Raw genomic sequence first — 26063 nt, forward strand, 5'->3', positions numbered from 1 at the left:
TTCGAGTTTTACTGCTCTGTGTCTGGTTTTCAGACGTGTGGTCTTACGATCCTCGGCGTAGGGGCTGAAGTGCTCCTCGTACCACGCGGCGTCCGCGTCCTCCGGGGCCTCCTCGGTGGAGACGACCCGGTAGCCGCCGTGCACCGTGTCCCGCTCCAGCCGCATCACCTGCGGTATCTCGGCGCCGCCGAACAGCACCAGAGCGCCCTCGCGCACGCCGTACTCCTCGCAGAGGCTGTCGATACCGGCCCGCACGCGGTCCCCGCTCGCCTCCAGGTCCAGGGCCTCCGCCCGGCAGAACCAGCGCGCCCTCGCAGCGGTCCCGCTCTCCCCGGTGCCGGTCCCGGCGGACTGGGCCACCAGCCGGGCCTCGATCGCGGGACGCACCTCGGTCCACAGACCGGTGTCCACGGCGCTCGACCCGCGCGCCCACACCCCGGCGGCGATCAGCACCACCAGCGCCCCGGCGCCGGTCCCCCAGATGCGTACGGACATCACCCCGCCCCTCCTCCCCGAGCCGCACGCGCCGCGCGGCTCCCCCCGGACATGACATCCGAAACGGGCTCAAGGTTGCACAGGACGATCGGACAGCCGCAGACACCGGGCACGGGCGGAGCACATTGCGTACGACGGCGAAGGTGGTCGCTCGCGCTTCAGGTCGGGGAGGCGCCGAGGAATCTCAGGACGGCGAGAACGCGCCGGTGGTCGGCGTCGGCTGCGGGCAGGTCGAGTTTGGCGAGGATGCTGTTGATGTGCTTGGCCACTGCGCTGTCGCTGACGACCAGGGCCTCGGCGATCCCGGTGTTGGAGCGTCCCTCGGCCATCAGGGCGAGTACCTCCCGTTCGCGTGGCGTCAGCCGGTCGAGCGGGTCACTGCGGCGGCGCACGAGCAGCTGGGCGACCACCTGTGGATCCAGTGCCGTGCCCCCGGCCGCAACCCGCCGAACGGAAGCCACGAACTCCTCCACGTCGGCGACGCGCTGCTTGAGCAGGTAGCCGACGCCGCTGGTGTTGGCCGTCAGCAGGTCGGCCGCATACCGCTCCTCGACGTACTGCGAGAGCAGTACCACCGCGGTCTGCGGCCATTGCTCACGGATCACCAGCGCGGCGCGCACGCCTTCGTCGGTGAAGCCGGGTGGCATGCGGACGTCGACCAGGGCCAGCTCGGGCCGGTGTTCCCCGACGGCCGCAAGCAGGGCCTCGGCGTCGCCGACTTCGGCGGCGATCTCGAAGCCGGCCATTTCCAGGACCTTGACGAGCCCGACGCGCAGCAGCAGTGAGTCCTCGGCGATCACGGCTCGCACGGCAGCTCCACGGCGATGCTGGTCGGGCCCCCGACCGGGCTGCTGATGTGAAAGGTGCCGTCGACCGAACCGACCCGTTTGGCCAGCCCGCTCAGTCCGCTGCCGGTGGAGGTGTCGGCGCCGCCGATCCCGTCGTCGGTGATGTTCACGCGCAGCATTCTCCCGACCTGTTCGACAGTGACGTCCACGCGGGTGGCGCGGGCGTGCTTGGTGACGTTGGTGAGCGCCTCGGAGACCACGAAGTAGGCGATCGACTCCACGGTGGGCGCCGCTCGCTCCTCGAGGTCGACGCGCAGCCGCACCGGGATCGGTACCCGGGCGGCCGGCCCGGACAGCGCCGCGTCCAGCCCGCGGTCTTCGAGGACGGCCGGGTGCAGGCCGCGCACCAGGTCGTTGAGTTCGGCGATGGCCTCCTTCGCCTCGCGGTGCGCCTCGTCGATCACGGCGCGGACCTCGTCCGGCAGGTTGGTGAGGGTGGCCTTGGCCAGGCCCAGGTTGACCGCGAGGGAGACCAGGCGCTGCTGGGTGCCGTCGTGCAGGTCGCGTTCGATGCGGCGGCGTTCGGTGTCGACGGCGTCGATCAGGTCGGTGCGGCTCTCGGACAGGTGCTCGACACGCTGCTGAAGCTGCTGGGAGCGGCTGGTCCCGAGCAGCGCGAGCGCGATCCGGGTCTCGGCGCGGGTCACCGGCCCGGTCAGCCAGGACGCGGCGCACAGCAGCAGCACGCCGGCCGCGGTGTAGTACACCCCTTGGGTCGCGTAGTCGACATGGTCCAGGCGAACCTGGACCGGCAACATCCAGGCCCACCCGTCGACGGTGACGCCGGCCAGGCCCGCGACCCACGCAGCGAGCACCCCCAGTTCCACCACGGCCAGGAGCGGACCGACCAGCAGGTGGTATCCGGCCTGCCGCCAGGTCTGGGCCACGGACAGCCACCGCAGAGCGCGCCTCGGCCACCCTTGCTCGCGCGCGGCCGGCAGCCGGAGGATCTCCACCCCCAGCAGCACCCGGTAACGGCGTCGCTGCACAGCGGTGAGCGCAAGCACCCCGAGCAGGATCAGCACAGACGGGAGCGGGAGCCACGGCCACGCCCCCGGCTTCGCGCCACTCGTCGCCATCCAGCTCCACAACGGCACCAGCGCAAGGTGCAGCGGAATCCCGGCCGCCAAGAAACCGGTGTCCCGCCGGACCCGAACGACTCTGCGCCGCAGCGCCCGGGGAAACGTCATGGCTCGACGGTAAAACGCCAGGTGAGGGCTATGCCATACACCGTGCGTCCGGATCGATGGTGAAGCTGGCACCACCCTGGGAACGGAACCCGGCATTACTGACTGTGATCGCTGTGCGGCGCAGGCTGAAGGGCGTGCAGGAAATCATCGAACTGTTCCCGGAGCCGGACGCCGAGCTCGGCATACGCAGGCCGCACGGCCCGCGCACGGGATCGCTTCCCAGCCCGCAGCGCCGTGGTCCGGACCGCCTTCCGGGCCGACGGCGGGGTCTTGTCCTGGCCGGCTGCGGGGTGGCGCTGCTGCCGTGGCTCGTCGTGCTGGCCACCAGCCTGCCGACCACGTTCCGTGCCTCCCACTGGTCCGCCGCCTGGGTGGGTCTGGACGCGCTGGAGGCGGTCGGCCTGATCACCACAGGTCTGCTGGCCACCCACGGCGATCGGCGACTGGCACCGGCCGCCGCCGCGACAGCCGCCCTGCTCACCGTCGACGCCTGGTTCGACACGATGACCGCGGCCGGCGGGAGCGAACTGCGCGCGGCGCTGGTCATGGCGTTGTTCGCGGAACTCCCGCTCGCAGCGGTATGCGTCCGCCTGGCGGTTCGAGCGCTGCCCCGCACCCCGTGAAACCCGCCACACCGACCCGGGCCGCACGGCGGCCGTAGCCGCAACCCCGGACACCCCAGAACTGGAGAACACCATGGGCTCTGCTGTGCTGACCGCACCGCGCCTGCGCTGGGCCTGCGCCCTCGGTGCCGCTGCCGCCGCAGGCGCCTGGTGGTTCGGCGACAAGGCGCCGTACCCCTACGCCCAACGCAGCCTGCTGGACCTGCCGTTGCCGTTCCTCACATCCGCCCGGCTCGACGCGGTGCTCACCCCGAGCCCGGGCGAGCGGATCCTCGAAGTGGGGCCCGGCACCGGACTGCAGTCGCTGCACATCGCACCGCAACTCGGGCCCCACGGGCAGCTCGACATCCTCGACATCCAACCCGAGATGCTCCGCCACGTGATGCACCGTGCGGGGCAGCGCGCAGTGCCCAACATCGTGCCCACCCAGGCGGATGCCCGCGAGCTGCCCTTCGACGACGACACCTTCGACGCCATGTATCTGGTGACCGCACTGGGCGAGATCCCGGAACCACAACGGGTGCTCGCTGAGGCAGCACGGGTGCTCACCCCCGCAGGGCGGCTGGTCGTGGGCGAGTTCTTCGACCGGCACTGGATCCCCTTCGGCCCTCTGCACCGTCTCGCCGACGCGTCCGGCCTGCATCTGAGCACCAGGAGCGGCTCGACCCTCGCCTACCTGGCACGGTTTCAGCCCTGCGCCCGATCGCAACGCTCCCTTCGAGGACCTGAGAGCTGAGGTGGCCGATGGTTGCAGTCCCGGCCGGTCGAGCCCGCGCGAGAAGCCCGGGACATCGATGTCACGCCGGCGTTCCGGCGAAGTCGTCTCGTCGGTTTCGCGTGATGGGCGAACATAGACAGCGGCGCGCATCCCCGGCGCGTCGGCCGGGACACCCTTCCGGCGTCGGGCACGGGGCATAGCCCGTGCTGTGACAGACGTTGTTTCTGTCATGAGACGACCTTATCCGCGGAGGTATGCGTGTCCTGCCTAATCGTCCAGTCCGACAAGACCCTGCTCCTCGAAGTGGACCACGAGCGGGCGGACGACTGCCGTCGGGCCATCGCGCCCTTCGCCGAGCTGGAGCGGGCACCGGAGCACATCCACACCTACCGCGTGACCCCGCTGGGCCTGTGGAACGCGCGGGCGGCCGGCCACGACGCCGAGCAGGTCGTGGACGCCCTGGTGGAGTTCAGCCGCTACCCGGTGCCGCACGCGCTGCTGGTCGACATCGCCGAGACCATGGACCGCTACGGCCGGCTGACGCTCAGCAAGCACCCGGCGCACGGGCTGGTGCTGACCACCACCGACCGCCCGGTGCTCGAGGAGATCCTGCGCTCCAAGCGGATCGCCCCGCTGGTCGGGGCCCGCATCGACCCCGACACCGTCGCCGTGCACCCCTCCGAGCGCGGGCAGATCAAGCAGACCCTGCTGAAGCTGGGCTGGCCCGCCGAGGACCTCGCCGGGTACGTGGACGGCGAGGCGCACCCGATCGAGCTCGCCGAGGACGGCTGGGCGCTGCGGCCGTACCAGAAGCAGGCCGTGGAGAACTTCTGGCACGGCGGGTCCGGTGTCGTCGTGCTGCCGTGCGGCGCGGGGAAGACGCTGGTCGGCGCAGGGTCCATGGCACAGGCCAAGTCGACGACCCTGATCCTCGTCACCAACACCGTCTCCGCGCGCCAGTGGAAGCACGAGCTGGTGAAGCGCACGAGCCTCACCGAGGACGAGATCGGCGAGTACAGCGGGACGCGCAAGGAGATCCGGCCCGTCACCATCGCCACGTACCAGGTGCTCACGACGAAGCGGAAGGGTGTCTACCCGCACCTCGAACTCTTCGACTCCCGCGACTGGGGTCTGATCGTCTACGACGAGGTCCATCTGCTGCCGGCTCCTGTCTTCAAGTTCACCGCCGACCTTCAGGCGCGTCGGCGGCTGGGGCTCACGGCCACCCTCGTGCGCGAGGACGGCCGGGAGTCGGACGTGTTCTCCCTGATCGGGCCCAAGCGCTTCGACGCCCCCTGGAAGGAGATCGAGGCGCAGGGCTACATCGCACCGGCCGACTGTGTCGAGGTGCGGGTCAACCTCACCGACTCGGAGCGGCTCGCCTACGCCACCGCCGAGACCGAGGAGAAGTACCGCTTCTGTGCGACCACCGCGACCAAGCGGAAGGTCACGGAGGCGATCGTGAAGCGTTTCGCGGGCCAGCAGATCCTCGTCATCGGCCAGTACATCGACCAGCTCGACGAACTCGGCGAGCATCTGAACGCCCCCGTCATCAAGGGCGAGACCTCCAACGCCCAGCGCGAGAAGCTCTTCGACTCCTTCCGCGAGGGCGAGATCAGCGTGCTGGTCGTCTCCAAGGTCGCCAACTTCTCCATCGACCTGCCGGAGGCGACGGTCGCCATCCAGGTCTCGGGCACCTTCGGCTCCCGCCAGGAGGAGGCCCAGCGGCTCGGCCGGGTGCTCCGCCCCAAGGCCGACGGCCACCAGGCGCACTTCTACTCCGTCGTCGCCCGCGACACGATCGATCAGGACTTCGCCGCCCACCGCCAGCGCTTCCTGGCGGAGCAGGGCTACGCCTACCGGATCATGGACGCGGACGAGCTGCTGACGGAGGGCTGAGCACGGCCCGGCAGATCCCGACCCCTCCGCCCCTGACCCGACCGCCGCGGGGCGCGCCGCAGGGCGAGGGCCGCGCCCGCCAGCAGCGCCAGCCCCAGGAGCGGGTACGGCGCCGCGAGAGGCTGCTGCCACCACGGGAGACGTAGGTCGAGGTCGCCCTCGTGGGGCAGCAGCCACATCGTGCGGGCGGTGAACACGGCCCCGGCGGCCAGGGCCAGGCGCGGGCGGCCCGCCGCGAGCAGCACGGCCAGGAGCGGGACGCACCACACCCAGTGGTGGGACCAGCTGATCGGGCTGATCAGCAGTGCCGTGCACGCGGTGAGGAGGATGCCCCAGCGGTCCCCCGCGTCACGGTTGCCCGCCATACGGTCGCCGCGGTGGACGCGGACCGCCAGCCACAGGCCGGCCGCCGCCACCGCGGCCGTCGGGATCGCCCAGGACAGGCCCGGTGTCCCGGTGTGCAGCGACCTGGCGATCAGGCCCTGCAGCGACTGGTTGTCGACGATCCAGGCACTGCCGACCCGGCCGGTCTCGAACAGGCGCCGCGTCCAGAAGTCCACGGTGGCCGAGGGGAGGAGCAGGGCACCGAGCAGTGCCGTGCCCGCGCAGGACGCCGTCGCGACGCCCGCCTCCTTTCTGCGTGCGGTCAGGAACAGGTAGGCGATGAAGACCGCCGGGGTGAGTTTGATGCCGGTCGCGACGCCCAGGGCCAGGCCCTTGGCACGGGCGCCGGACGGGCGGGGGAGGTCCCACAGGACCAGGCAGGTGATCGCCAGGTTGACCTGGCCGAAGAGAAGGGTCTGGAAGACCGGCTCCAGCCAGAGGGCGCCCGCCGTCGCCGCGCAGAGCAGTGGCAGGGGTGCGGTGCGGCCGGCCAGCCGGGCGGAGAGGGTGACGAGGAAGGCGAGCAGGAGCGCGTTGCCCGCGAGGAACGCCACCTTCAGGGCCGGGACGGGGATCCAGGTCGTCGGGACGAAGAGGACCGCCGCGAAGGGCGGGTACGTCGCCGGCAGCCGCCACTCGGTGACCGTGAAGCCGTACAGGTCGCCGCCGTGGACCACGGCCTCGCCCTCCGCCCGGTAGACCAGCAGATCGGCCATCGGGGCGTGGAGGAGAAGACAGAGGACGGCCAGGGAGGAAAGGGAGGCCGACAGGAGAGAGACGGACAGGAGGAGTCGGGACGGGAGGGAACGGGGCGGGGGAGGACAGGGCGACGGCACCGTGCGGTTCGGCACGATGGTGACCCTATGCCGTCACTTGCGGTGTATGCCCGCTTCCTCGCCGTACTCGCCGAGTATGGCGACGCTGAACGCCGCGGTGACGAAGACCTTGACGGCTCGCAGGGCGTCGCCCAGGCGGTGGTGGGGGACGCCGTCCACGGCCGTGGCGCCCGGCGGACGGCTGGGGGCTGGTGTGATGGCTGCTGCGCTCATGTCTCAATGGTCGTACTTCGGGCATGAGCGCGGCATCGGTCCACGGGTCCAATTTCCGGCATCCGCCCGTCCACCCCGGGACGGACCCCCACCCCTACCTCCGACCGGCCTTCAGGGTGATCTCTCCCCTAGGGGGAGGAGCATCCAGGAAATCCATTGGCCTCCCCCGCCCCCGCCTCACTAGAATCTCCGCTCTTGCCCGCCTCCCTCCCCGGAGTGCCGCCGGCCGGACGGAAACCGGTCGGCTGATCGCCACCCCGCGCGACAACCGCACGCGCCGTCCACCGCAGGCCTTCGGAGGCACCCCCTTGTCCACGCCCGCCCACGACCCGCTCACGGACCGACACACCGCAACCGTCACGACACCCGCCGCCGCACCGGCCACCGACCCCCTCTCCCGCGAGCGTGCGCACCTCGCCGAGTCCCGGTCCGCCCTGCGCGCCATGCGCGAGGACGTGGAGTCGCTGGACATCCGCGACGTCACCGCGAACTGGGTCAACGCCGAGGTACTGACCCGTCAGATCGACGAGCGGATCAAGGCGCTGGCCGACCTCAGCGACACCCCCCTCTTCTTCGGCCGCCTCGACTACCTGCACGCCCCCGGCGTCGACCGGGCCGAGGGCGCGGCCGGGGAGCGCTTCTACATCGGGCGCCGGCACGTGCACGACCACGACGGCGACCCGATGGTCATCGACTGGCGGGCGCCGGTCTCGCAGCCGTTCTACCGGGCGTCGAAGAAGGACCCGTTGGACATCGCGCTGCGCCGCCGGTTCGGGTACACGCGCGGCGAGATCACCGCGTACGAGGACGAGCACCTCTCCGACCCCGCCGAGGCGGCCCGTACCAGCAAGCTGCTCCAGCAGGAGATCGAGCGGCCGCGCGTCGGCCCCATGCGCGACATCGTCGCGACCATCCAGCCGGAGCAGGACGAGATCGTGCGCAGCGGGCTCGGCGGCACGGTGTGCGTGCAGGGCGGGCCGGGGACCGGGAAGACGGCCGTCGGCCTGCACCGGGTGGCCTACCTCCTGTACGCGCACCGGGAGCGGCTCGCCCGCACCGGCACCCTCGTCATCGGCCCGAACCGGTCCTTCCTGCACTACATCGAGCAGGTGCTGCCCGCGCTGGGCGAGCTGACGGTCCAGCAGGCGACCGTGGACGACCTGGTGGGCCGGCACGTCGAGCTCAGGGGCACCGACGACGCGGCCGCCGCGGTCATCAAGGGCGACGCCCGGATGGCGGAGGTCCTGCGCCGGGCCGTCTACGCGCACGTCACGATGCCCACCGAGCCGGTCGTGGTGGTCCGCGGCTCCCGGCGCTGGCGGGTCCCGGCGTACGAACTGGAGGACATCGTCCGCGAGTTGCTGGACCGGGGTATCCGGTACGGCGCCGCGCGCGAGGCCCTGCCGCAGCGCATCGCGCACGCCGTGCTGGTCCAGATGGAACGGTCGGGGGAGGCGCCCGACGACCGCGTGCAGGACTCGGTGGCGCGCAACGCGGCGGTGAAGGCGGCCGTGAAGCAGGTCTGGCCGCCGGTCGACCCGGCGAAACTGGTCCTGCGGCTGCTCACCGACACGGACTTCCTGGCGGAGCACGCCGCCGGGATCCTCACCGAGGACGAGCAGAAGACGATCGTGTGGACCAGGCCGGTGCGGTCGGTGAAGGCGGCCAGGTGGTCGCCCGCGGACGCCGTGCTGATCGACGAGACGACGGACCTGGTGGAGCGCACGCACTCGCTCGGCCATGTGGTCCTCGACGAGGCGCAGGACCTGTCGCCGATGCAGTACCGCGCGGTGGGCCGCCGTTGCACCACCGGCTCGGCGACCGTCCTCGGCGACCTGGCGCAGGGCACCACGCCCTGGGCGACCCGGAGCTGGGACGAGGCGCTGGCCCACCTCGGCAAGGCGGACGGCGTGGTCGAGGAGCTGACGGCGGGTTTCCGGGTCCCGACCGACGTGATCACCTACGCCTCCCGGCTGCTCCCGCACATCGCGCCCGGCCTCACCCCGGTCGCCTCGGTCCGTGAGAACCCCGGTTTCTTCGCCGTCCGTGCCGTCACCGAGGCCGCCGACGTCGTCTCGGCGTGCGCGGAGCTGCTGCGCAACGAGGGGTCGACGGGCCTGATCGCGGCGGACGCGCGCGTGCCCGCGCTCGCCCGGGCGCTGACGGAGGCCGGCATCGGCCACCTGGCCCCCGGCGAGGAGACCACGGCCGAGACCCGCCTCACCCTGGTTCCCGCCTCGCTCGCCAAGGGCCTGGAGTACGACTACGTGGTCCTCGACGAACCGCAGGCGGTGGTGGACGGCGAGCCGGACGAACGGACGGGGCTGCGGCGGTTGTACGTGGCGCTGACCCGAGCGGTGTCGGGGCTGATCGTGACACACGCGGCTCCACTGCCGCCGCAGCTGAGCTGAGCGGCCGCCCCCATTACCTTCTTCGTGGCCCCGCCACGGGGCTCCCGGCCTCTGGAGCTGGCATGACTTTCTCCCCCTGTCGCCGCCGGCGCGGACGCCACCGCGCCCCGGTGGCGGGGGTGGTCCGTGTCCTCGGCGCGCCGTGATCGTTGGGCCATTCGGGTCGCGGTCCGCGGTCGGTCCGCGGTCGGTCCAGGTCTGCAGGGGGGACAGGGGTGGAGGTCAGGGATGTGCATCATGCCTACCGTCGGCGCGTGGTCCTGCGCGGTGTCGACCTGCGGCTTCGGGTAGGCACGCTGTGCGGGATCGTCGGGGAGAACGGCGCCGGGAAGTCCACGCTGCTGAAGGTCCTGTCCGGCGGATTACGACCCACGCGCGGCACGGTCCGGCACAGTGGCCGGTTCGGCTACTGCCCGCAGCACGTGGTCCTCAACGACGCTCTGACGGTCCGACAGCACCTGACGTTCTTCCAGACGGCCTACCATCTGCCCGACGTGCGGTACGCCGAGGAGGTCATGGAGGTTCTGGGCTTCACCGGATACGCCGATGAGCGGGCCGGTGTGCTCAGCGGCGGCACGCGGCAGAAGCTGAACGTGACACTGGCGCTCATGCACGATCCGCAGGTGCTGTTGCTGGACGAGCCGTACCAGGGGTTCGACTGGGACACCTACCAGCGGTTCTGGGATCTGGCCGTGCGGCTGCGGGATGCGGGGCGTTCGGTACTGGTCGTCTCTCACCTGGCGTACGACACCGACCGCCTGGACGAGCTGTGGCGCCTGGACGGCGGGCTGCTGCACCCGGACGGGGCGGGGGCCGTCGCATGAGGTTCCACCTCACCCGCTTCGCCGTCGCCACCCGGTTCGCGCTCATCGAGCACGGCCGCAACCGGTTCGCCATGATCCTGGTGGGCCTCTTCGTCCCGGTGTGGACGACCCTGGCGTACCTGGCGATGCCGGACACCCCCGCCCGGATGCGTCTTCGCGCCACCGGAGAGGCGCTGACGCCGCACGGCAACGAACTGACCGAGATCAGCGGCGCGCTCAACGCCGTCACGCTGATCACCGGGTTCATGATGTTCGCGGCCACATTCGGCGGCAGCGGCTTCGACCGCAGGCTCGCCATGGCCGGCTACCCGCGCGCCCACCTCGTCCTGGCCAAGGTCACCGCCCTGGCCCTGGTCTCGGCGACAGTCGCTGCCTACGCCACCGCGGTCACCTGCCTGGCCTGGACACCCCGCCAGCCTCTCCTCCTCGCAGCCGCGCTGTTCTGCGCCGGGCTCACCTACGGTGCGCTCGGCGTCGGCTTCGGCTCCCTGCTGCGCCGGGAGGTCGAGGGCATGTTCGCCATCGTGATGACCAGCATCATCGACCTTGCGCTGCAGAACCCGATCACCAGTTCCGGGGCCGACAACCCGATCATGCGCTACCTGCCCTCCTACGGAGCCATGCAGGCCGGCACCGCAGCCGGTTTCTCCACCAGCCCGGTCCCGGACCATCTGGCCATTCAGCTCACCTGGTTCGCGGCAGCCGCACTGGTCGCGCTGGTGGGCTTCCGTCGCAGCACCCGCAGCTTCCTGCCGTTGACCTCCCAGACCTCGTTGCCGGCGCAAAGAAGTGACCAGGCCGGTCCTCTCGCGCCGCGTCAGGTCTCCACGCCCTCATCCGCGGTGTCCGACACGGAAGCATCCTGAGACTCCGGAATCCCCCATGCGCGCCACACCACAGTCCATGACACCTGACCTCGATGCGGTCCACCAAGCCCGGCGGCGGCGACTCACCGCCCGGTCGCTCATCGGTGGGGACCCGGCCCTGCGGGCGGCGTACCGGCTGTGCCGACGCACCACCCGACGGCACGATCCCGCGATCTACGTCCTCATCCAGTTGATGCCGACCGTGCTGCGCCCGGCCGGGTGGGCCCTGTGGGCGGCAGCGAGCGTCCTGGACGACCTGGCCGACCAGCAGGATGCGGAGCCGGCCGACCGTGCGGCCCGCGTCGAAGCGTGGGCGGAAGCCCTGCAGGGCGACCTGGCGGCCGGCACGAGCCGGGATCCGGTCCGGCACGCCCTGGTGGACACCGCCCTGCGATGGCGCCTGGACCTGTCCGGCCTGCGGGGCGCCATGAGCAGCACACGTGACGACACCCACGGCCGGCACTTCGCCGACTGGGCCGCGTGGCGGTCCTGGTGCAGCGAGGAAGTCCTGCCCTGGGCCGACCAGGTACGGCACCTGTTCGAACAGGCCGGAGCGCCGATGGCGCTGAGGCTGGACCGGCAGGAGGACTATGCGCGGTTCGTCGACGGGGCCCAGCTCACCGATGTCCTCACCGACCTGGGCTCCGACCTCGTCCAGGGCCGCCTGCTCCTGCCGCAGGAGGCCCTGGACGCCTACCCCGGCGCGGAGGACGACCTGCGGCTGAGGCGCTGGAGCCCGGCCGCAGCGGCACTGATCGGCGCGATGACCGATCTGGCTCGCCAATGGGTGACCAGGCCCGCGATGACGAGAGGCATGCATCCGGGCGCCGCCACCGTGCTTGACACATCGGCCTGCCTAATGCGCGCCCAACTGGGCGCCGTCGACGCGGCCGGCCCCGCCCTGCTCAAGCGCTCCCCGCGCCCCTCCCTCGTCACCCGTGCCCGCATCCTGGCCCCCGCCCGCATCCGCTCGCGTCTGGCCTGGAGCCTGACGTCCCTGACCGTGCCCGGACCCCGACGGTCGGCGGTGACCGCGAGCGCGCCGGACCCGGCGGCCGAAGACACCGCTCTGGGGCCCCCGCCACCGCACCCTGACGGCGCCCGGCCCCCGCGGATCGCCGCCGACCGCATGCCCTCCCACGTGGCTGTCGTCATGGACGGCAACGGCCGCTGGGCCCGGCAGCGCGGCCTGCCCCGCTCCGAAGGCCACCGCGTCGGCGCCGCCGCCGCGCACGAGATGGTCTACGGCGCCCTGGAGATCGGCCTGCGACACCTGACGCTCTACGCGTTCTCCACCGAGAACTGGAAACGCGACACCGGGGAGACCAGCACGATCCTGGAAGCGATCCGACGCGACCTCGACGAAGGCCCCATCCGCGATCTCGACGTACGTCAACGCTGGTCCGGCCGCCCCGACCACCTGCCCGAAGAACTCGTTCAAGCCCTCCAGCGCGAGGAGCGCCGCACCCGCGCCCGCACCGGTCTGACCCTCACCGTGTGCATCAACTACGGTGGCCGCGACGAGATCGCCAGGACCGCCGCGGCCCTCGCCGAGGCGGCCCGAGCGGGCGACGTGATCCCCCGTCTCATCGGTGAGGACGACTTCGCCAGGCACCTGCCCCACCCCGACATGCCGGACGTCGACCTGCTGTGGCGCACCGGCAACGAGCAGCGCACCTCGAACTTCCTGCCCTGGCACGCCACCTACGCCGAGCTGTACTTCACCCCCGGCTACTGGCCCGACGTCGACCGGCGCGACCTGTGGCAGGCCATCACCGAATACAGCCGACGCCAACGCCGCCACGGCGCCGCCACCCTCATCTCCCCCCGGCAGCCACCGCCCGCCCCGTCACGTCCGATCTGAGCCTGCCCGAGTGCCTCGGACAAGCGGTCGGGCACGGGCATGGGCAGGTGGCTACAGGCCTTCAGGGCACGGGCCCCTGCACCATGACCGGTGCCTCGCGCCGTCCCCCTGCGCCGCGGGGGAGTTCCAGTGCGCTGCGCCAGCTCCGTACCGCCTCCTCCGACACCGGTCCGTCCCAGCCCCCCGGCCTCGCCGCGCCGCCGATGTGGAAGGCGTCGATCCCCGCCGCCAGCAGGTGCGGGACGTGATCGAGCCGCAGTCCTCCGCCCACCAGGAGCGTCTGCTCGTAGCCCGGTTCGCCGCGTCGGCGTGCCTCCGCCAGCAGCGTGGGCAGGCCCTCGTCGACGCCCTCCGCCGCGCCCGCGGTGAGGTAGGTGTCCAGGCCGGGCAGGTCGGCGAGTTCCTTGCGCAGGGCGTCGCGGTCGGCGGCCCGGTCGATCGCGCGGTGGAAGGTCCAGCGGCAGCCCGCCAGCACCTCCGCCATCCGCTCCACCGCGCGCAGGTCCACCCCGCCGGCCGCGTCGAGGAACCCGAGCACGAACTGGTCGGCGCCCGCCGTCCGCAGTTCCCCGGCCACGTCCGCCAGACGGTCGACGTCCCCTGCCGCGAACCCGTCCGCCAGCCGCAGCATCACGCGCAGGTCGAGGTCGACGGCGGCCCTGATCGCGGCGAAGGTCCGGGGCGGCGGGGTCAGCCCGTCGGCCGCCATGTCGGTGACCAGTTCGAGGCGGTCCGCGCCTCCGGCCTGGGCGGCGACCGCGTCCTCGGCGTCGAGGGCGATCACCTCCAGGACTGCACGCGTGCTCATAGGGCCCCTTCCGTGGTGTTCCCCGTGTGACCGTGCGACCGACCACAGGAGGTCTAGTCCAATCCAGGGTACGCGGGGAACACCGACGGCCGCGAGACCGCCTCCCCGGCCAACCCGAGCCCCCTCGCACCGGGCCCGCCTCAACCGAGGAGGGTCAGCCGTACAGGTTCAGCTCCCCCGCTGTCGCCCCTGTCAGCTCGTACGACGCCCCGTCCGCGGACCGCCCGGTGTACAGCCGTACGAGCGTCGCCGCGTCCCCGATGAAACGGGCCGGGGTCCGGGTTCCGCTCGGCTCGCCCAGTTGCAGGGGCTCGTCGACGTCGTCCAGGTCCGCTTGCAGCCGCAGGTGTCCCCGCTGCCGGGTCACCCGGGCCAGCAGCGAGAGGGCGTGCGGCAGGCCCGCGCCCGCGTACGCCCCCGGCTCCCCGAGGGTGTCGCGGACATCACCGGCATGCACCCACTCCCCCAGGGCGATCCGGTCCAGCCCGCCGTCCGACCACCCCGCGATCACCTCCCCGGCCTCGGTCATGCCACGCTCCAGTTCGTCCAGTACGCGCGCGTGGGACCAGTCGGCGCGATCCGCGATGTCCCGGTCGTTCGACGCGGGCGAGAACACCCCCTCCTCGAAACGGCCGTCCACCACCCGGATCAGGGCGGACGAGCAGTGGGCGAGCACATCCCGCACCGTCCACCCCGGACACGCGGCGGTCGGGAGCGCGAAGTCCGCGTCCGGCCGGGTGCGCAGGAGCGGGATCAGGGTGTCGCGTTCGACGGTGAGGAGACGTCCGGGCAGTTGCGGGTCACGTTCGTCGGCAACAGTCATGCCTCCACGCTAGGGGGATGGCAGTGGTGCGCGGGAGAATGAACCCATGGCCGATCTCGACGACCTGCGTTCCCGCTGGCTGCGCGCCCTCCGCACGACGGGGGAGGACGCCCGCCGCCCCGACCCCTCCCGTTACGCCGACGCCCTGCTGGACCGCTGGCAGGAGCCGCAGCGCCGGTACCACACGCTGGCCCACCTCACCGCGGTCCTCGACCACGTCGACGTGCTGGCGGAGTACGCGGACGACCCGGACCTGGTCCGGCTCGCCGCCTGGTTCCACGACGCGGTGTACGCGCCGGACCGCTCGGAGAACGAGGAGCGCTCGGCCCGCCTCGCCGAGCGCGCCCTCCCCGAGGCCGGGGTGTCCGCGTCCGGGACCGCCGAGGTGGCCCGCCTGGTCCGGCTCACCGTCACCCACGACCCGGCCCCCGGCGACCGCAACGGCGAGGTGCTGTGCGACGCCGACCTGGCGATCCTCGCCGCCCCGCCCGCCGCGTACGCGGCCTACACCGCCGAAGTGCGCGAGGAGTACCACTTCGTGCCCAACGACGCCTTCCGGGCGGGCCGTTCCGCGGTCCTGCGCCAACTCCTGCACCTGCCCCGGCTGTTCAGAACCCCGTACGGACGCAGCAACTGGGAGCCGACCGCCCGCTACAACCTCGCCGCCGAGCTGGAAATGCTGTCGACCGCCGAGGACCCCGCGTCCTAAGGTGCGGCCCATGCGTGCAATGGGCGGGGATCAGGTGGCGGAGGCCGTCGCGGGCTGTGTGGCGACCCTGGGGACGGCGGTCGACCGGGACTGGGAAGGGGTGCCGGCGGGGCGGCTGGAGTGGAGCTGCCGCGAGACGGCCGTCCACGTAGCCGACGACCTCATCGGCTACGCCGCCAACCTGGCGGGGGACGCCCAGGACGACTACGTGCCCTTCGAGCTCAGCCTCGAAGAGGGCACCGACAACTCCGGTGTCCTGCACGTCGTCCGGGCCACCGGCGCCCTGCTCGCCGCCGCCGTCCGCACCGCGCCGCGCGAGGCCCGCGCCTTCCACCCGTACCCCTTCCGCAGCGCCGACCGCGTGGGGTTCGCCGCGATGGGCGTCGCCGAGGTGCTGCTGCACACGCACGACATCGCGCAGGGCCTGGAGATCCCCTACCGCCCCGCCGAGGAACTCGCCGAGTTCGTCCTCACCTTCCTCTTCCCGCACGTCCAGCCCGGCCCGACGCCCTGGGAGACCCTCCTGTGGGCCACCGGCCGCGGCGACCTCCCCGGCCGCGCCCCCGTCACCGAGTGGCGCTGGCGCAACAACCTCGTCCTGCCGGCCGACCGCCTCGACCTCGTCGGCATCCGCCCTGCCGAGGCCCGTGACCTGCGCCTCGGCGGAGACGGCGGCTTCGAGTGGATCGACGGCGGCCCGTTCGAGGGCACCAGGGACGCGGCGGGCTTCCTGCTGAAGGCCTACGAAGGGGGCGTGCACCGACCCGAGTTCGGGGTCTTCGCCCTGGTCCGCCGCGAGGACGGCCGCGCGATCGGCGGCCTCGGCTTCCACTCCGCGCCGGACGAGGAGGGCCGCGTCGAGATCGGCTACGACCTGGCCGAGGCCGCCCGCGGCAACGGTTACGCGACGGAGGCACTCCGCACCCTGGCCGGCTGGGCGCTGGCCCGCGACGACGTGAACTCCCTCTTCGCGACCACCGAACCCGCCAACACCGCCTCCCAGGCGGTGCTCGCCCGCGCCGGGTTCACCAGGGTGAGCGCGGCCGACGAGGGGCCGGCCTTCGAACTGCGGAAGTAACGCGCCCGAGACATGCCCAGTAGGTGCATCACCGGCCACAAAGTCCGCCGGTGGAACTAAAGTTGTCCCTCCGACAGAAAGAACGGAAAGACAACGGCAGCGACTGCGCGCCTGAGGGGGACGGGAACGGCATGAGCGAGCGGGCCTTGGATGGGGTCGAGGGAGCCGGGGACACCGCAGTACAGGCTTTGTCCGACGGGCGGACTCTGCCGTTCTGGGTGACGGCTACCGAGGAGGACATCGCGCTGGCTGCCGAGGACGGCGACTCCATGGGCTTGTTCAGCCGCGACGGTGACGCCGTTCTGCGTGCGGTACCCCTCGGCCCGCTCCGCAAGAACCTGGCCGACGCCGTCGACGCCCTGCAAGAGATCTTCCAGTCCGTCGCCGACCGCGGTGGGCCACTCCCGCTGGCCGAGGCTCAGCTCTCCTTCCAGGTCACCGCGAGCGGAGGCGTTCAATTCGTCGGCTCCGGACAGATGCAGAACGCCAGGAGCCTGACACTGACGTTCAAGCGGCCCGCCTGAGCGGGCGCCGCCCATGCCGAAGTACAAGGCGCTGCTCATCGGGGCGAGCGACTACTCCGACAGCCCCAGCTTCGCCGACCTGCCCTTCGTCCGGGACGACCTGCAGCGGCTGCGCGAGGCTCTGAGCGGCCGCGACTTCCAAGCCGACGTCTTCGAGCACCGGCGCGGCATCACAGCGGGCACGGTGAGCGGTGCCGTCGACAAGTTCCTCAGCACCGCTCGGCGCGGCGACACACTGCTCATCGTGCTGAGCGGACACGGGCTCCACATCGAGGGCAAGGACTACCTGGTTCCCGAGGACGCACCCGACACGGACTCGTTCGCCAGGAACTGCATCGAGATCGGCTGGCACCAGCAGGTGGACCGCTGCCCCGCCGAACGGGTCGTGTTCCTGCTCGACACGTGCCGCGAGGGCATGCTGCCGGACACCAAGTCGTTCTCCGGAATGCGGCGGTGGAAGCCCCCGGAGATCATGGACGCGCTGCGTCGCAAGGTCGCCTACGTCCACGCCTGCGCGGCCCCCCAGGTCGCTCGCTTCATCAGGCCGACGGACACCCTCCAGCCCGGCTACGACATGGGTACGCAGCAGGGCGATTCGTTCAGCATCTTCTCGCGCGCCGTCGCCGACGTGATCACCGCCGATCCGCACGCCCTGCGGCTGCGGGAGTTCTCCGCACAGGTGCAGCAGCGGGTCGACGACTACTACCGGGCGTACGGCAAGACCAGCCCCCCGCAACAGGTGAAGGTGACCTGCGAGACGGACGCCGACGGCAAGGACTTCCTCCTCCTGCCCGGTCTCGAACGACGCGTCGAAATCCACCCCTGGGTCCGCGGGGTCGACGAATACCCGTGGCACCGGACCACCGACGGCCCTGCCCTGGAGACTCTGCGGGACGTCTGCCGGACCGTGGCGGACCGGCTGGCCCAGACCTACGAGAAAGCCGTCCGCAGGCTGAGCTACGACCCCTGGCACGACGGCGATCTGGCCGCACGCAGCCACAAACGGCTCGGCTTCCTCGTCGGTCGGCTCCTGGACGGGGTGCTGCTGTCCCCGACCGAGAGTGCGCTCGCCTATCTGTTTCCGCTGGTGGCCCAGACCTTCTGGGCCCAGGAGGCGGCTCTGCGTGCCGAAGTCCTCGCCGCCGCGTCCAGCCCCGACCAGGCCCGCTTCGACAAGTTCGGGCAGGGGTTTCCCCGTCTCAAACGACGGCTGATGGCGCTGGAGCACCAGAAGGCCGCTACCAACTCCGCGGAACAGAAGGAAGCCGCCCGGGCCTCGATGGAGCGCATCCGGTGGTGGCTCTTCCACCGATGGCTGATCCAGCAGCCGGAGTTGTACTCCGCCGAGCGGTTGAAAGACCTCCTCGGCGACCTGACCTGCGGCGGCACCTACCCTCAGTGGGTCGTCGACGCCCTTTCCCCCGAACTCCTGATGCAGTTGCTGCGGGAGCACCGGGCCGCCCCGTTCACCACCCGCCGCTCAACCGGCGACGTGATGCCGCGCGAGCTCCGGCCGGCTCGGCAGGACCGGGTGGCCATCGCCGCCAGCACCCCGGTCGAGCAGGTGCTCCGCGCTCCCCTGGTCACTGCCCTCGTCAAGGCGGCACAGGCCATGGCCGTGGATCCGCTGGACCTTCCGGAGATCGTCGTCGAGCACCTCGGGGTCCCCGAGAGCGTCGACCTTGATCAGCTGTTGGCCACCGTGCGCCACTCCGACTGGCAGGTCTCGGGCCTGGGCCGCTCCCTCAACGCGGTGTGCACGCACCCGGCGGTCCAGGTGGCCCTGCGAGAACACGCGGCGCGGGTCGACATCCTGCTCCGCGACATCGACCGGGGCGACGACCCCGCGCTGGACCAGCTCCAGGGCCTCCCGCCCTACGCGGACGGCAGCCGGGTGCGTACCGAAGGCACCCCCGACGAGCTGTCCGACGGCATCCGCTTCCAGCTCGCCGAGGACCGGGTCCAGGAACTGCTCATGGGTGAAGAGCTGTACGGCGACAGCAACCTGGCTGTCCGCGAGCTCTACCAGAACGCGCTGGACGCCGTCCGCTACCGTGACCGCCGCACGGAGTACCTGGAACGCACCGGGGGCCCCGCGCTCGACTGGGAGGGTGAGATCACCTTCACCCAGGGCGTCCGTCCCGACGGCCGGCCGTACCTCGAGTGCCGTGACAACGGCATCGGCATGGGCATCACCGAGCTGAGCACCGTCTTCTCCCAGGGCGGCGCCCGTTTCGTCGATCTCCCCGAGTACATCGAGGAACAGGCGGACTGGGAGGAACTGCCGGAGCCGAAGCTGCGGCTCTACCCCAACTCACGCTTCGGCATCGGGGTCCTGAGCTACTTCATGCTGGCGGACGAGATCGTCGTACGGACCTGCCGGATGGGACGCAAGGACGGACGGCCGCGCCGGCTGTTGCAGGTGACGATCGCGGGCCCGGGGAACTTCTTCAGGGTGGAGGACAAGGGGGACGGGGGACCGGAGGACATCGGGACGGCCGTCACGTTGCTCCTGAGAAAGGAACACCGGTCGGTCTCCTGCTTGGAGGCGCTGGCGAAGGTCCTGTGGGTGGCGCCCTACCGGACGACGGCCACGCACGGGGCGCGGAACCTGGAGTGGCCGCCGGGGGAGCTCTCCCAGGCCGCCCTGGAGACGCACGTCTCCTATCGTTCGATCCGCAAGGGTCACGGCGGGTGCGCTCCCTCGCAGGATCCAGACATCTGGTGGGTCGAAGGCCCGGGCAGTGTACTGGCGGACGGCCTGTACACGGAAAGCGACGACACCAGGGTCTACGGTGCCGTCGTCAACCTTCACGGCGAGAAGTCACCGGAACTGGAACTGACCGTGGACCGCAAGAGACTGCGGTCCTTCAACCTGGAGCGGGTGACTGCACGCATGATCGCCGCGGTCCCCAGTCTCACGGAGTCCGACTGCGGGCTGCCCCACCGCTCGTGGCTGGAGTCGGCCGGGAACTGGTCGGTGCCCTTCGCCGACGCCGTCGCGGAGCACGTCCGGCACACGGATCTGGCCTGGAAGCTGTCGGACGACCTCTGCGCTCCTTTCAGCGAACTGGGGTTCTTTCCGCCGGACATCGACCTGCTGCCCGTGCTCACCGGCGACTTCAAAGAGGAGGACTCCTCGACGTCCGCCTCGTTCTTCGCCAACTTCCCGCTCCCGGTGCTGCGCTGGCGTCTGCACACCCTGTACCGGGCCGGCTTCGGCGGCCCGGTGTCCCTGCCGGAGCCGGACGCGGACCCGCTGTGTGCCCGTCCGTCGGACCTCGTCCTGCTCAGCGGACTCGGCAGCCTCCACAACCGGGGCAGGCTGCACAGTTATCCGCACTGGCGGTCGGGCCACAGAGAGTGGCTGAACGGGCCACGGGCAGGGACCTTCTTCGAAACCTCCGTGCCTTCGAAGGCGCTCGCCGACTCCGGCTGGGGCAGTCTCGGTCTGCTTTTCCCCTGGCGGGATCCGGCTGTTCCGTTGAGCAGCGCTGACCTCTTCGACATCAGCTCGGCCGTCGAACGGGCCCCGGCCGACGTCGCGGAGCGTCTGATCGCCCTCGGATACGTCGTCGAACCCCTGTCCGGCTGTTCCTCCGCGCAGTGGGAGGATCTGCCGCTGCTGCGTCCCGTCGGCAACCTGTCCGGTTGGCTGTCGCCCGGAGACAGGTTGAGCGCGGCCCAGATCGGCGTCAGCGCGGCCGTGGCCTCCTGTTCCACGGCACGGGCCGCACAGCGGCTCGGGGAACTGGGCTTCACCGTGCCCGCGGACCCCCCGGTCAAGGAGCAGTGGGCCAAGGAGGAGTGCAGCGTCGTCGAGCAGTTGTGGGCGTCGTACGACACACCGCCCTCCCCCGAGGAAGCGGTGCGGGTGACCGCGGTCCAGCTGCTGGAGGTGACACACCTGACGGACCTCCCGCTCCGTTTCGTCGCGGAACTGCTGTCGAACCTCGGTTTCCTGCTGCCACCGGGCGTCTCGGATTCCCCGGAACTGACCGACGACGACCGGGCCCTGATCGACAGCACCGAAGTCCTCCTGGACCGGGAAGTCCCCCTCCGTCACGTGGTCGCCACCGCCCGCCGGCTGAGCCGTCCGGCCCGCGAACTCGCCGCGAGGCTTCGTGAGCTCGGCTACCAGGTGGCCGAGGTGCCGGACGACGAACACCTGCCGTCCGCCGAGGAGATCGAGCTGCTCGGCACCGGGTTCACGTTCGCCGACCCCGCATGCCCGGTGACCCTGGAACAGGTGGTGGGTGTCGCGGTCCGTGCGGAGAGTTCCCTGGCGGAAGCCGCCGACCGGCTCACGTCGCTGGGTTACCGGTTCGGCTTCGATCACGCCGTCCTCGCACGTTTCAGAAAGCAGGATGTCCAGGCCATTTCGCTCGGGGCGGGCTTCCGCAGGGCCTGGCTGAGCCCGAAAGCCGTCGGCCGGGTCTCCCCGGCGGCCCTCCACGCCGTCGCCGGACACACCGGCCGGGCCCCGGAAGCCATCGCCGCCTCTCTCGGGGCCCTGGGTTTCGACGTCGTACCGCCGCCCGAAACCTGGCAGGCTGAACGGGTGTGGGAAAGGCGCCTGCTGCGGTCCTTCGACGAATCAGGCGTCGAGGCGAGCGTCCCGGACCACGCCGCCCCCTCGCTCTCCCTTGTCACCTTGACGACGGTGGCGCTGCGGGCCGGCAAGTCCCTCCGCGACGTCGCGCTGCGAGCCACCGACATGGGCATCCGGCACGAGGCCGAGACGTGGTTCACCCCTGAGCCGACGGAGCCGACCGTCCCTTCCGTCGTCGCAACCCCGCCCGGGTGAGCAGCCGCACCACCTCGCGGCTGCTGACCTCCACGGCGCCGGCGCGTACCGCGTCGGCGTAGCGGTGCGAGGGGATGTCGTAGTGGTCGCGTTCGAAGGCGCGGCGCGGGACGGACAGCTGCTCGGCGAAGACGTGCAGTTCGGCGTAGGAGACGTCGCTGACCAGGTGGGACCACATCCGGCCGTGGCCCGGCCAGTTCGGCGGGTCGATGTACACCGTCACGAGGACGCCGCACCGCCCGTGGCATGACCCAGGGAGCCGACGGAGGCGACCTTCACGCCCGCCTTGTGGCACACCCAGTGCGGGTCGGGCCCGAGTTCCGGTTCGACGTCCAGCGCGTGCGGGTCGCCCGAGCCGCACACCGGGCACAGCGGCCAGCGGCCGTACCGCTCCAGCAGCGCGTCCTGCACGTCCTGGGCGACCAGCCCGGCCACGTACCCCGCGCCCTCGGGCCACTGCTCGACCCACCAGCGCCGCTGTACGACGGAGTCCTCGACCAGCGAGACCACGTCCGCCTCGGCCACGTCGCCCGCGACGAGATCGGCGAGCACCAGGGCGCGGGCGGCGTGCAACGTCTGTTCCAGGGGGCTGACCGGATCCATGGTCCCATTGTGCGGGGTCTTGACCGGAAGCCCGAGTGGAAAATATCTTTCAAGAGTGAACGAGGATGTGAAGGAAACTTTCACTCGGGACCCTCTCACTCCGCACCGTGGCGGCGGCCCGGAAAGTGCGCGGCCACCGGCCCCGGCCGCGCTCACGGCCAAGGTGCGCACACTCGCCCCCTCCATGACCCGCTCCATGCAGCGTGTCGCCGAGGCCGTCGCCGGCGACCCCGCCGGCTGCGCCGCCCTCACGGTCACCGGCCTCGCGGAACTCACCGGCACGAGCGAGGCGACCGTCGTACGCACCGCCCGGCTGCTCGGCTATCCCGGCTACCGCGACCTGCGGCTCGCCCTCGCCGGCCTCGCCGCGCAGCAGCAGTCGGGGCGCGCGCCCGCGATCACCACCGACATCGCCGTCGACGACCCGATCGCCGACGTCGTCGCGAAGCTCGCCCACGAGGAACAGCAGACCCTCGCGGACACGGCCGCCGGTCTCGACACCGTGCAGCTGGGGGCGGCCGTCAGCGCGCTCGCCGGTGCCCGGCGCACCGATGTGTACGGCATCGGGGCGTCGGGGCTCGTCGCCCAGGACCTCACGCAGAAGCTGCTGCGGATAGGGCTGATCGCGCACGCCCCCGGTGACCCGCACCTCGCCGTCACCAACGCCGTGCAGCTGAAGGCGGGTGACGTGGCCGTCGCGATCACGCACTCCGGGTCCACCGGGGACGTCATCGAACCGTTGCGGGCCGCCTTCGAACGGGGGGCCACGACGGTCGCCGTCACCGGGCGGCCGGACTCACCGGTGACGCAGTACGCCGACCATGTGCTCACCACCTCGACCTCGCGGGAGAGTGAACTTCGGCCCGCGGCCATGTCCTCGCGGACGAGTCAGCTGCTGGTGGTGGATTGTCTGTTCGTGGGAGTGGCGCAGCGGACGTACGAGGCGGCGGCACCGGCGTTGGCGGCGTCGTACGAGGCGCTCGCTCATCGGCACCGGAGCCTGCCCCGATAGACCGTGGGGCCCGATAGGCCGTGGGGGCTGCTCGCGCCCCTGAGTTGCTGCACTCGTCCGCGTCGGAAAGAGCCGTCTGCCCATGACCACCGAACACCGAGCGCTCCGCACCGAACTGGAGACGCTCACCACCGAAGCGTTCCGGCCCGAGCTCGCCGGGATCGACACCCTCCCCACCCTCGAGATCGCACGGCTCATGAACGGCGAGGACGCCCAGGTCGCAGCTGCCGTCGGCCGGCGCCTTCCGGAGATCTCGGCCGCCGTGGACGCCATCGCCGCCCGTATGGCGGACGGCGGCCGGCTGGTGTACGCCGGGGCCGGTACCGCCGGGCGGCTGGGCATCCTCGACGCGTCCGAGTGTCCGCCCACCTTCAACACCCGGCCCGGTCAGGTCGTAGGGGTGATCGCGGGCGGGCCCGCGGCCATGGTCACCTCCGTCGAGGGGGCCGAGGACTCGGCGGAGCTGGCCCGGCAGGACCTGGACGCGCTCGGGATCGGCGCCGCGGACACGGTCGTCGGGATCTCCGCCTCCGGCCGCACCCCCTACGCCGTCGCCGCCGTCGCCCACGCCCGCGCCCTCGGCGCCCTCACCGTCGGCCTCTCCTGCAACGAGGGCAGTCCGCTCGCGGCCGCCGCCGAGCACGGTGTCGAGGTGGTCGTCGGCCCCGAGCTGCTCACCGGCTCCACCCGGCTGAAGGCGGGCACCGCCCAGAAGCTCGTCCTCAACATGCTGTCGACGATCACGATGATCCGGCTCGGCAAGACCTACGGGAACCTGATGGTCGACGTCCGCGCCTCCAACGACAAGCTGCGCGCCCGTTCCCGGCGGATCGTCGCCCTCGCCACGGGCGCCTCGGACGCCGAGATCGAGGACGCGCTGACCGCGACCGGCGGCGAGGTGAAGAACGCCGTCCTGGTGATCCTGGCCGGGGTGGACGGGCCGACCGCCGCCCGCCTTCTGGAGGAGTCCGGCGGCCATCTGCGCGCGGCGCTCACCACGGCGGCGGACTGACCCGCACGCTCGGGGGGTGCAGAGATCGCCGTACGACACCGCCAGCGCGCTGCTCCCCCTCGTGGGCGGCCCCGCGAACGTCACCTCCGTCGCCCACTGCATGACCCGGCTGCGGATGGGTCTCGCGGACCGCTCACGGGCCGACGCGGAGGCGGTGCGGGCGGTGCCCGGGGTGCTGGGGGTGGTGGCCGACGGGGACACCCTCCAGGTGGTGATCGGGCCCGGCGCGGTGGTGACGGTGACCGCGGCGTTCGAAGCGCTGCTCGGCGCGGCCGAGGCGACCGACGGGACGCCGGGTACCGCCGCCCCACCGCCCGGCAGCCCCGTACCCGACGGCGCCCCGGCAGGCGCTGGCTCGTCCGGTGGTCTTCGGGGGCTCGACGCTTCGGCGCTCGCCGCCCGTGGGGCCGAGCTGCGGGCGGATCGGGCCCGGCGCAACGCGACCCCCTTCAAGACCGCCCTCCGCCGGGTCGCCGACGTCTTCGTCCCGCTCATCCCGGCGCTGATCGGGTGCGGGATGCTCGCCGGGCTGGGCGGGCTCCTCGTCAACGCCGGTTGGCTGCCCGGCCTGACCCCGGCCCTCGCCGCCGTCGCCTCCGGCTTCATGGCGCTGATCAGCGTCTTCGTCGGCTACAACACGGCGAAGGTGTTCGGCGGGACACCGGTGCTCGGCGGCGCGGTCGCGGCCGTCGTCGTCTATCCGGGCGTCGCCAAGGTGACCGCCTTCGGGGTCGCCCTCTCCCCCGGCCAGGGCGGGGTCCTCGGCGCCCTGGCCGCCGCCCTGCTCGCGACGTACGTCGAGAAGTGGTGCCGTGGGCGCGTCCCGGCCACCCTCGACGTCCTCCTCACCCCCACCGTCACCGTCCTCACCGCCGGCCTGGCCACGCTCTACGGCCTCATGTACGCCGCCGGTGTCGTCTCCTCCGCCATCGGCACCGCCGCGAACTGGCTCCTCACCACCACCGGCCCCCTCGCCGGGCTGATCCTCGGCGGCCTCTTCCTCCCCCTGGTCATGCTGGGCCTGCACCAGGCCCTGATCCCCATCCACACCACCCTCATCCAGCAGCAGGGCTACACCGTGCTGCTCCCCCTGCTGGCCATGGCCGGCGCGGGTCAGGTGGGCGCGGCCCTCGCCGTCTACGCCCGCCTCCGCCACGACACCTCACTGCGTACGACCATCAGGTCGGCCCTTCCCGCGGGCCTGCTGGGCGTGGGCGAGCCCCTGATCTACGGAGTCTCGCTCCCCCTCGGCCGCCCCTTCCTGACCGCCTGCGCGGGCGGCGCGGCGGGCGGGGCGTTCGTCGGGTTCTTCGCGTTGCTCGGCGACCGGGTGGGCGCCACCGCCATCGGCCCCTCGGGCTGGGCCCTGTTCCCGCTCGTCACGGGCAACAGGGGCCCGGCCCTGGCAGCGGCGGTGTACGCGGGCGGCCTGCTGACCGGGTACGCGGTCGGCTTCCTGGCCACGTACGTCACGTTCAAGGGCGCCCCGCCACCCCGGCGGACCGGCGGCTGACGC

The 26063-nt window shown here is 71.9% G+C and carries 23 protein-coding genes; 14 read left to right on the forward strand and 9 right to left on the reverse strand.

Features of this window, described 5'->3' with window-relative positions; genetic code table 11:
* The 3 genes from ABZ646_RS00625 to ABZ646_RS00635 form a co-directional block, all read right to left on the reverse strand.
* A partial coding sequence (locus ABZ646_RS00625; protein ID WP_360511468.1) for a hypothetical protein occupies positions 1 to 495 on the reverse strand: 495 nt, incomplete at its 3' end.
* Between the two features lie 158 nt (positions 496 to 653).
* The gene (locus tag ABZ646_RS00630; RefSeq protein ID WP_360511470.1) at positions 654 to 1304 is read right to left on the reverse strand and encodes a response regulator transcription factor; all 651 of its coding nucleotides are present in this window, start codon (positions 1302 to 1304) and stop codon (positions 654 to 656) included.
* Entirely contained in the window at positions 1292 to 2533 is a 1242-nt protein-coding gene (locus ABZ646_RS00635) for a sensor histidine kinase (protein WP_360511472.1), read from the reverse strand. The genes ABZ646_RS00630 and ABZ646_RS00635 overlap by 13 nt, the downstream gene beginning before the upstream one ends.
* Positions 2534 to 2667: 134 nt before the next feature.
* On the opposite strand from ABZ646_RS00635, the gene ABZ646_RS00640 reads away from it, so the two are divergent.
* The 3 genes from ABZ646_RS00640 (at position 2668) to ABZ646_RS00650 (ending at position 5773) form a co-directional block, all read left to right on the forward strand.
* Positions 2668 to 3156 carry a hypothetical protein gene (locus ABZ646_RS00640; protein WP_360511474.1) on the forward strand — a complete coding sequence of 163 codons (489 nt, stop codon included), beginning with the start codon at positions 2668 to 2670 and terminating at the stop codon, positions 3154 to 3156.
* A 73-nt stretch (positions 3157 to 3229) separates the two neighbouring features.
* Positions 3230 to 3892 (forward strand): methyltransferase domain-containing protein, encoded by a 663-nt coding sequence (locus ABZ646_RS00645; RefSeq protein WP_360511476.1) that lies wholly within the window; start codon positions 3230 to 3232, stop codon positions 3890 to 3892.
* Between the two features lie 240 nt (positions 3893 to 4132).
* Complete coding sequence (locus ABZ646_RS00650; RefSeq protein WP_360511478.1) at positions 4133 to 5773, forward strand: DNA repair helicase XPB; 1641 nt, start codon at positions 4133 to 4135, stop codon at positions 5771 to 5773.
* Here the strand turns inward: ABZ646_RS00650 and ABZ646_RS00655 are convergent.
* A complete protein-coding gene (locus ABZ646_RS00655; protein WP_360511480.1) occupies positions 5731 to 6873 on the reverse strand; it encodes a glycosyltransferase 87 family protein in 1143 nt (380 codons plus the stop codon). The two genes, ABZ646_RS00650 and ABZ646_RS00655, sit on opposite strands and share 43 nt — an antisense overlap.
* A gap of 153 nt (positions 6874 to 7026) precedes the next feature.
* A complete protein-coding gene (locus ABZ646_RS00660) occupies positions 7027 to 7206 on the reverse strand; it encodes a hypothetical protein (RefSeq protein WP_360511482.1) in 180 nt (59 codons plus the stop codon).
* A gap of 443 nt (positions 7207 to 7649) precedes the next feature.
* On the opposite strand from ABZ646_RS00660, the gene ABZ646_RS00665 reads away from it, so the two are divergent.
* From ABZ646_RS00665 to uppS, 4 genes are all read left to right on the forward strand, one after another.
* Positions 7650 to 9617 carry a UvrD-helicase domain-containing protein gene (locus ABZ646_RS00665; protein WP_360511560.1) on the forward strand — a complete coding sequence of 656 codons (1968 nt, stop codon included), beginning with the start codon at positions 7650 to 7652 and terminating at the stop codon, positions 9615 to 9617.
* A 215-nt stretch (positions 9618 to 9832) separates the two neighbouring features.
* Positions 9833 to 10441, forward strand: a complete 609-nt coding sequence (locus ABZ646_RS00670) for an ABC transporter ATP-binding protein (RefSeq protein ID WP_360511484.1) — start codon at positions 9833 to 9835, stop codon at positions 10439 to 10441.
* Positions 10438 to 11307 (forward strand): ABC transporter permease, encoded by an 870-nt coding sequence (locus ABZ646_RS00675; protein WP_360511486.1) that lies wholly within the window; start codon positions 10438 to 10440, stop codon positions 11305 to 11307. The genes ABZ646_RS00670 and ABZ646_RS00675 overlap by 4 nt, the downstream gene beginning before the upstream one ends.
* A gap of 37 nt (positions 11308 to 11344) precedes the next feature.
* Complete coding sequence (gene uppS, locus ABZ646_RS00680; RefSeq protein WP_360511488.1) at positions 11345 to 13171, forward strand: polyprenyl diphosphate synthase; 1827 nt, start codon at positions 11345 to 11347, stop codon at positions 13169 to 13171.
* Between the two features lie 61 nt (positions 13172 to 13232).
* Here the strand turns inward: uppS and ABZ646_RS00685 are convergent, their stop codons facing one another.
* Both ABZ646_RS00685 and ABZ646_RS00690 read right to left on the reverse strand, forming a co-directional pair.
* Positions 13233 to 13979 (reverse strand): copper homeostasis protein CutC, encoded by a 747-nt coding sequence (locus ABZ646_RS00685; protein ID WP_360511490.1) that lies wholly within the window; start codon positions 13977 to 13979, stop codon positions 13233 to 13235.
* 154 nt (positions 13980 to 14133) lie between these two features.
* Positions 14134 to 14802 (reverse strand): maleylpyruvate isomerase family mycothiol-dependent enzyme, encoded by a 669-nt coding sequence (locus ABZ646_RS00690; RefSeq protein WP_360511492.1) that lies wholly within the window; start codon positions 14800 to 14802, stop codon positions 14134 to 14136.
* Positions 14803 to 14848: 46 nt separating this feature from the next.
* Here ABZ646_RS00690 and ABZ646_RS00695 point away from each other — a divergent pair, with 46 nt between their 5' ends.
* The 4 genes from ABZ646_RS00695 (at position 14849) to ABZ646_RS00710 (ending at position 21920) form a co-directional block, all read left to right on the forward strand.
* Positions 14849 to 15511: a hypothetical protein gene (locus ABZ646_RS00695; protein ID WP_360511494.1), complete on the forward strand. Its 663-nt coding sequence runs from the start codon at positions 14849 to 14851 to the stop codon at positions 15509 to 15511.
* 19 nt (positions 15512 to 15530) lie between these two features.
* Positions 15531 to 16589, forward strand: a complete 1059-nt coding sequence (locus ABZ646_RS00700) for a GNAT family N-acetyltransferase (protein WP_360511562.1) — start codon at positions 15531 to 15533, stop codon at positions 16587 to 16589.
* A 218-nt stretch (positions 16590 to 16807) separates the two neighbouring features.
* Positions 16808 to 17113, forward strand: a complete 306-nt coding sequence (locus ABZ646_RS00705; protein WP_360511496.1) for a hypothetical protein — start codon at positions 16808 to 16810, stop codon at positions 17111 to 17113.
* Between the two features lie 13 nt (positions 17114 to 17126).
* Positions 17127 to 21920 (forward strand): caspase family protein, encoded by a 4794-nt coding sequence (locus ABZ646_RS00710; RefSeq protein ID WP_360511497.1) that lies wholly within the window; start codon positions 17127 to 17129, stop codon positions 21918 to 21920.
* Here ABZ646_RS00710 and ABZ646_RS00715 read toward each other — a convergent pair.
* Both ABZ646_RS00715 and ABZ646_RS00720 read right to left on the reverse strand, forming a co-directional pair.
* Positions 21862 to 22143: a DUF4031 domain-containing protein gene (locus ABZ646_RS00715; RefSeq protein WP_360511499.1), complete on the reverse strand. Its 282-nt coding sequence runs from the start codon at positions 22141 to 22143 to the stop codon at positions 21862 to 21864. The genes ABZ646_RS00710 and ABZ646_RS00715 overlap by 59 nt on opposite strands.
* Positions 22140 to 22523: a hypothetical protein gene (locus ABZ646_RS00720; protein ID WP_360511501.1), complete on the reverse strand. Its 384-nt coding sequence runs from the start codon at positions 22521 to 22523 to the stop codon at positions 22140 to 22142. The genes ABZ646_RS00715 and ABZ646_RS00720 overlap by 4 nt, the downstream gene beginning before the upstream one ends.
* Positions 22524 to 22542: 19 nt before the next feature.
* Between ABZ646_RS00720 and ABZ646_RS00725 the strand changes: the two genes are divergently transcribed.
* From ABZ646_RS00725 to ABZ646_RS00735, 3 genes are all read left to right on the forward strand, one after another.
* Entirely contained in the window at positions 22543 to 23535 is a 993-nt protein-coding gene (locus tag ABZ646_RS00725) for a MurR/RpiR family transcriptional regulator (protein WP_360511503.1), read from the forward strand.
* A gap of 82 nt (positions 23536 to 23617) precedes the next feature.
* Entirely contained in the window at positions 23618 to 24547 is a 930-nt protein-coding gene (gene murQ / locus ABZ646_RS00730; RefSeq protein ID WP_360511505.1) for an N-acetylmuramic acid 6-phosphate etherase, read from the forward strand.
* 16 nt (positions 24548 to 24563) lie between these two features.
* The gene (locus ABZ646_RS00735) at positions 24564 to 26060 is read left to right on the forward strand and encodes a PTS transporter subunit EIIC (protein WP_360511507.1); all 1497 of its coding nucleotides are present in this window, start codon (positions 24564 to 24566) and stop codon (positions 26058 to 26060) included.
* Positions 26061 to 26063: the final 3 nt, after the last annotated feature.

It is taken from the genome of Streptomyces sp. NPDC007162, from assembly GCF_040634175.1.
Lineage (GTDB): Bacteria > Actinomycetota > Actinomycetes > Streptomycetales > Streptomycetaceae > Streptomyces.